The following is a 6,164-nucleotide window of genomic DNA, read 5'->3' as shown; positions in this document are numbered from 1 at the left end:
CCGCCGCGGTGCCGAACCGCGCGCGCACCGCGTCCATGGCCGCCTCCGCACGCCGCTGCGCCGCGGGCGCGTCGTCGACGGCCTCCTCGAGCGTCAGGGGCTGGTCGCCCGCCGCACCGAGCCCCTCCGCCCGGACCCCCACGAGGCGGACCCGGTGGCCGGGCGTGTGCGCGGCGCCGAGCAGCTCGCGGGCCACCCGGTAGATCTCCCGCCCCACGTCCGTGGGGACGGGCAGGGTGCGGGAGCGGGTCACCGTGCGGAAGTCCTCCGTGCGCAGCTTGAGGCTGACGGTCCGGCAGACGTGCCCCCGCGCGCGGAGCTGCACGGCGCAGCGATCGGCGAGGCGCAGGAGGTGGGCCTCGAGCTCGCCGGGGTCCGCGGTGTCGCGCTCGAGGGTGGTCTCCGCCCCGACGCTCTTCTCCTGGCGGACCGGGTCGACGGGGCGAGGGTCGCGCCCCCAGGCCAGGTCGTGCAGATGGGCGCCCGTCGCGGCGCCGACCGCCCGCTGCACGACGGCGACGTCGGTCCGCGCGAGCTGTTCGACGGTCGTGATGCCCCAGCGCTCCAGGGCCTCGCGCGTCCGCTCGCCGACGCCCCACAGCGCGGCAACCGGCAGGTCGTGCAGGAACGGCACCGTCGCCGCGGGCGGCACGAGCAGGAGCCCGTCCGGCTTGGCGAGGCCGGAGGCGAGCTTCGCGACGAACTTGGTGGCCGCCACACCCACCGAGCAGGTGACGCCGACCTCCTCGTGCACCCGCCGCCGGACGAGCTCACCGATCTCGGTGGGCCGGCCCAGCCGGCGGCGAGCACCCGCGACGTCGAGGAAGGCCTCGTCGATGCTGACCTGCTCCACGAGTGCGGTGACGTCCGCGAGGACGGCCATGGCACGGCGTGACGCCTCGCCGTACGCCCGGTGGTCCGGCGGCACCACAACCGCGTGCGGGCACAGCCGCCGCGCCTGGGTCATCGGCATCGCGGAGTGGACGCCGTACGCCCGCGCCTCGTAGGTCGCGGCGAGCACCACCGACCGGCCTTCGCCGCCGACGACGACGGGGCGTCCGCGCAGCTCCGGGCGGCGCACGAGCTCGACCGAGGCGAAGAAGGCGTCCATGTCGACGTGGAGGATCGTGGCGCCCTCGTCGTCGTCGCCCCAGTCGCGGCGCACCGCGTGCGGCGTCCGTCGACTCATGGCGAGCCCCTCTCCGGCGTGCGCGGGAGCCGCGCGCCACGGGGACAGTCTCCCCCGGCGCGACCGGCCGGCCGGGTCGTCGAGCCCGCAGGCGACGCGGCCCCGAGGGACGGGGGCCCGAGGGACGGGGCCCCGAGGGACGGGGGCCCGGCCGGAGGACGTCTCAGGAGGCGCGCGCGGCCCCGACGCCCGTGAGGAGGATCGGCAGCCCCCACCGCTCCCGCACGACGTCCTGGAAGTCCTCCGCCGCGGCCAGCGTGCGCTCCGCCCGCTCGACCGTGACCGCGTCCGTCCGGCCCGCCTCCACCGCGGCCCGCGTCGCGGCGCCGTCGGCGAACAGGGCGGCCCACCCGGCGAGATCCGGTGCCACCTCGGCGACCTGCTCCCACACGGGCCGTGGCCGTGCGCGGCGGCGGACCGGCGCCACGGGCAGCACCGCGGCGGCCGCCCGGAGCGCCGCCAGGTGGGCGTGCCGGAAGCGGTCGTGCGCCTCCTGGGCCAGCTGGGCCGCGACCAGCTCCTCATCGCTGCGCCGCAGCAGCTCGAGGGCCGACGGCGGCACGAGGCCCGGACGCACCGCAGCGGCCCGTGCAGATGCCCTCGGCCCCGCCCGCCGCACCCGTGCTGGTGCTGGTGCCGGTGCTGGTGTCGTCGTGCCCGCCCTCACTGCCATGGTTCACCTCCCGCACCCATTCGAACAGGTGTTCGACCCTCCCGTCAAGGGCTAGCGTGGGCGCGTGCCGTCCGGTCGTCGCTCGTCCCGCAAGGCGTCGCCGTCCGCGGCGTCCGCCCGGGTGCCCCTCCCCGACGGCCCCGTCCCGACGTCGTCCGGGACCGTGGAGCTGGTCCGCGACCCTTCGGACCCGGACGCCGTGACGCTCCTGGTGAACGGCGTGCCGAGCTCCCACCTCGACCTCTCCGACCCGACCTGGCTCGAGTTCGAGTACATGCAGCACATGGCGGCGGTCGTCGACCTCCTGCCCCCGGGCCCCCTGGACGCCGTCCACCTCGGCGCGGCAGCGTGCGCCCTGCCCCGTCGCGTCGAGGCGGTCCGCCCCGGATCCCGGCAGCTCGCGGTCGACGTCGACGAGGAGCTGCTGCGTCACGTCCGCACGTGGTTCGCGCTCCCCCGCTCCCCCCGCCTCCGGCTGCGCGCCGGGGACGGCCGGACGGTGCTGGCCGGCCTGCCGGACGCCTCGGCGGACGTCGTCGTGCGCGACGCGTTCGCGGGTGACGCGACCCCGGCGCACCTGACCACCGCGGAGTTCGTGGCGCAGGTCCACCGGGTGCTGCGTCCCGGCGGGGTGTACCTCGCCAACTGCGCCGACCGGCCGCCGCTGGCCCTCGCGCGCGCGGAGGTCGCCACGACGGCCACGGCGCTCGACGTCGCGCTCGTCGCAGAGCCGGGTCAGCTCAAGGGCCGGCGCTACGGCAACCTCGTCGTGGTGGGGACCCGTGAGGGCGGACCGGACCTCGCCGGGCCGGCCCTCGCCCGCGCCCTGCGGCGACTCCCCGTCCCTGCCACGGTGCTCACCGGCGACGCGCTGCGGTCCTTCGTGGCCGGTGCCGCGCCCCGGCGTGACGCGCCCGGGCCGGTCCCGCCCCACGCCCACCCGGCCTGAACCCCGCCGGGTGGTCCGCGCGCCTGGTACCGCCACCGGTGGAGCGGCAGCACCGCGCCGCACGTCCAGACCGGAGCCGTGCCGCACGACGAAGGCCGCACCCCGGGGGGTGCGGCCTTCGTCGAGGTCTCAGGTGCGTCCGGTCAGAGCGGGCGGACCTTCTCGGCCTGGGGGCCCTTGGGGCCCTGGGTGATCTCGAACTCGACCCGCTGGGCCTCCTCGAGGGACTTGTAACCCTGCGTCTCGATCGCCGAGTAGTGGACGAAGACGTCGGCGCCGCCGCCGTCCTGGGCGATGAACCCGTAGCCCTTCTCCGCGTTGAACCACTTCACAGCACCCTGCGCCATGCTCGTCCTGTCCTTCTGTCCGTGCGGGGACGTCGTGGTCGGGCCCTGTGCCCGACCGTCCTGTCGCAATCAGTCCGACGTCCTGCCCCGGGAACCCGGAGAAGGCCTGACATGGGCCGCGGGCCCTGGGTCAACGCGTGCGTACGTCACTGCAACGCCGCTCAGTGTGGCACGCACCACTTCCCGGGCGCCAGAGCCGCGACGTGCAGGTTCATCCCTTCGGCGGCGCTCCCGAGGCCGCGACGGACCGGGCCCGCGGGCGGCGCCGTCGCCGGCCGAGAGCCTCCCGCAGCGGCGGGACGACGACCCCGTCGGCGCGCAGCGCGGCCCGCGTCCGAGCGCGGCTCACGAGCACGCCCGTCACCGTCAGGAGCCAGGGGACGACGAGGACGCCGAAGCCCCAGCGGAACGCCTCCAGGGACAGCGGCTCGGCCCCGCTGCGCGTCGCTGCGTCGAGGACGACCCCCACCAGGAGGAGCGACGCCACGGACACCGCGAAGCCGGCGCCGTTCACGAACGCCGTCGCCGTCCCGAGCCGGTGCGGGGGGTTCGCCGTGCGGGCGTAGTCGAACCCGACGACGGAGGCCGGGCCGCCCACCCCGGTCACGGCCACGAGGAGCACCAGCAGCCACAGCGGGCTCGGGCCCGGCCGCACGAGGACCGCCGTCCACGCGGCGAGCGCAGCGTAGGCCGTGGCCAGCACCATCCAGGAGCGGCGCAGCGGGTGCCGGCCGGTGAGCACCCCGATGACGGGTCCGGCCACCACGACCGCGGCGACGTTGACGGTGAGGACGGCGGCGGCCTGTCCCGGCGGCAGACCCTGGGCGACGGTGAGGAAGGGGAACCCCCACAGCAGGACGACCACCGTCTGGGGGAACTGCGTCGCCGCGTGGCTCCACACCCCGAGCCACGTCCCCGGCGTGCCGAGCACCGCACGCAGCGGGACGAGGACGCCGCCCGTGCCGCGCACGACGACCGTCCCCGGCGGGGCGTCCCGGACGCCGGCCAGCACCGCCACGGCGACCACCACCCCGACCGCCGCGAGGCCCACGAAGGTCGGCGTCCAGCCGGCGAGGTGCAGGACGGCGACGAGCGGCACGGCCGACGCCACCTGCCCCAGCTGGCCGACGAGCCCGGTGAGCTGGGTGACCAGGGGGACGCGGCGCGGGGGGAACCACACCGCCACGACCCGCAGCACGGAGATGAACGTCGCCGCGTCGCCCGCGCCGACGAGCACCCGCGCCGCGAGGGCGCCCGGGACGTCGGTCGCCACCCCGAGCAGGAGCTGCCCCGCGGCCATGAGCAGGGCACCCACCGTGATGAGGGCACGAGGACCGTAGCGGTCCAGGAGCAGTCCCATGGGCACCTGGAGCGCGGCGTACACCCCGACCTGGACGACGACGAACGAGGCCAGGACCGTGGCGCCGACGGCGAAGCGGTCGACCGCCTCCACGCCCATGACGCCGAAGGAGGTGCGGTGCAGGACCGCGACGACGTACGCCGCGACCGCGACGCCCCAGACGACGGTCGCGCGCGCCCTCACGGACGGGTCACAGGCCCGGCCCGTCTCCGCCCTGCTGCGCCAGGAAGCGCTCGAACTGCTCACCCAGCTCGTCGGCGGTCGGCAGCTCGGTCGACTCGGCGAGCAGGCTCGTCCGGCCGATCGCCCGGGCGAAGGAGTCGTACTGCTCCTCGAGCGCACGGACGACCGCCGCGACCTCCTCCGACGCCTCGACCTGCCGGTCGACCTCGAGCACCGCCTCGCGCGCGGCCTCCTCCAGGCCGTCGGTGGCCAGCTCCAGGCCTGTGGAGCGCTCCACGTGCTCCAGCGCGACCTGGGAAGCCCGCGGGAAGGGCGACTGCGCGAGGTAGTGCGGCACGTGGACGGCGAACCCCAGGGCGTCGTGCCCCCACGTCCCCAGGCGCAGCTCGAGCAGCGCGCTCACGCTCGCGGGGACCTGGACGGTGCCGAACCACGAGGTGTGCTGCTCGACGAGCTCGGGGCGGGTGGCGTGGGCCGTGATGCCCAGGGGACGCGTGTGCGGGACGCCCATGGGGATGCCGTGGACGCCCACCGTCAGCGGCACGGCGAAGCGCTCCACGACCTCGCGCACGGCCCCGACGAACCGCTCCCACTGCACGTCCGGCTCGACGCCGTGCAGGAGGAGGAACGGCACGTCCTCGTCGTCGCGCACGACGTCCACGGCCAGGGTCGGCGTGTCGTAGTCCGACCAGTGCGTCGAGCTGAAGGTCATGGTCGGACGACGGGAGCGGTAGTCGACGAGCTGGTCGGTGTCGAACGTCACCAGACGCTGCGCCGAGAACCGCTCGGTCAGGTGCTCGGCAGCCCCGGCACCGGCGGCACCGGCGTCGACGAAGCCGCGCACCACGTGGACCAGGACGGGGCCGGTACCGGCCGCGCTGGTCCGGGCGGTGAGCTCGCGCGCGACGTCCTCGTCGACCGTGTACAGCTGCTGGGGGTCGTGCATCGTTCCTCCGAGGCTCGGGGGGTCCTCCGCTGTCGGAACGCGCGGTCGGCGGTCACCATTCCCCGCCGACCGGCCCGGTCAGTGCCGGGGCAGCCGGACCACCGAGACGAAGAAGTCGTCGATCTGCCGCACGACCTCGATGAACCGGGCGAAGTCGACGGGCTTGGTCACGTAGGCGTTGGCGTGCAGCGAGTAGCTGCGCAGCACGTCCTCCTCGGCCTCGGAGGTCGTGAGGACGACGACCGGGATGCTGCGGAGGTTCTCGTCCGACTTCATGGCGGCCAGGACCTCGCGGCCGTCCATGCGAGGGAGGTTCAGGTCCAGCAGGACGAGGTCCGGCGTCGGCGCGTCGGCGTACTCGCCCTCCCGGCGGAGGTACTGCATGGCCTCCGCGCCGTCGCTGACGACGGCGAGCCGGTTGGCGACCTTGTTCTCCTCGAAGGCCTCGCGCGTCATGAGGACGTCGCCCGGGTCGTCCTCCACGAGGAGCACGTCGATGGGTGACTGGTCCGGCATG

Annotated in this window: 7 protein-coding genes; 1 reads left to right on the top strand and 6 read right to left on the bottom strand. The window is 75.7% G+C overall.

Annotation, left to right across the window (positions count from 1 at the left end; translation table 11 throughout):
* Positions 1-1,189 (bottom strand): DNA polymerase IV (locus tag N866_RS06115; protein ID WP_081802381.1); only part of this gene is annotated, 1,189 nt, incomplete at its 3' end.
* Positions 1,190-1,352: 163 nt separating this feature from the next.
* Positions 1,353-1,766, bottom strand: coding sequence for an SAV_6107 family HEPN domain-containing protein (locus N866_RS06110; RefSeq protein ID WP_052022460.1), 414 nt, complete (start codon positions 1,764-1,766; stop codon positions 1,353-1,355).
* A gap of 160 nt (positions 1,767-1,926) precedes the next feature.
* On the opposite strand from N866_RS06110, the gene N866_RS06105 reads away from it, so the two are divergent.
* On the top strand, positions 1,927-2,811 hold the full coding sequence (locus N866_RS06105) for a spermidine synthase (RefSeq protein WP_155855223.1): 885 nt from the start codon (positions 1,927-1,929) through the stop codon (positions 2,809-2,811).
* A 143-nt stretch (positions 2,812-2,954) separates the two neighbouring features.
* Here the strand turns inward: N866_RS06105 and N866_RS06100 are convergent, their stop codons facing one another.
* The 4 genes from N866_RS06100 to N866_RS06085 all read right to left on the bottom strand — a co-directional run bounded on the left by N866_RS06100 (position 2,955) and on the right by N866_RS06085 (position 6,163).
* The gene (locus N866_RS06100) at positions 2,955-3,158 is read right to left on the bottom strand and encodes a cold-shock protein (protein WP_034224079.1); all 204 of its coding nucleotides are present in this window, start codon (positions 3,156-3,158) and stop codon (positions 2,955-2,957) included.
* A gap of 211 nt (positions 3,159-3,369) precedes the next feature.
* The gene (locus tag N866_RS06095) at positions 3,370-4,701 is read right to left on the bottom strand and encodes an MFS transporter (RefSeq protein ID WP_052022459.1); all 1,332 of its coding nucleotides are present in this window, start codon (positions 4,699-4,701) and stop codon (positions 3,370-3,372) included.
* A 7-nt stretch (positions 4,702-4,708) separates the two neighbouring features.
* A complete protein-coding gene (locus N866_RS06090; protein ID WP_034224077.1) occupies positions 4,709-5,647 on the bottom strand; it encodes a proteasome assembly chaperone family protein in 939 nt (312 codons plus the stop codon).
* A gap of 78 nt (positions 5,648-5,725) precedes the next feature.
* Positions 5,726-6,163, bottom strand: a complete 438-nt coding sequence (locus tag N866_RS06085) for a response regulator (protein WP_034224075.1) — start codon at positions 6,161-6,163, stop codon at positions 5,726-5,728.
* Between the last annotated feature and the right edge of the window lies 1 nt (position 6,164).

This window comes from Actinotalea ferrariae CF5-4 (assembly GCF_000603945.1).
Lineage (GTDB): Bacteria > Actinomycetota > Actinomycetes > Actinomycetales > Cellulomonadaceae > Actinotalea > Actinotalea ferrariae.
The sequence above is the reverse complement of the archived record's forward strand: the minus strand, read 5'-3'. Positions and strand labels throughout refer to the sequence as shown.

Excerpts from the sequence above, each read along its gene's own strand:
- N866_RS06090 (WP_034224077.1), bottom strand. The coding sequence starts at position 5,647 with ATGCACGACCCCCAGCAGCTGTACACGGTCGACGAGGACGTCGCGCGC.
- N866_RS06085 (WP_034224075.1), bottom strand. The coding sequence starts at position 6,163 with ATGCCGGACCAGTCACCCATCGACGTGCTCCTCGTGGAGGACGACCCG.
- N866_RS06100 (WP_034224079.1), bottom strand. The coding sequence starts at position 3,158 with ATGGCGCAGGGTGCTGTGAAGTGGTTCAACGCGGAGAAGGGCTACGGG.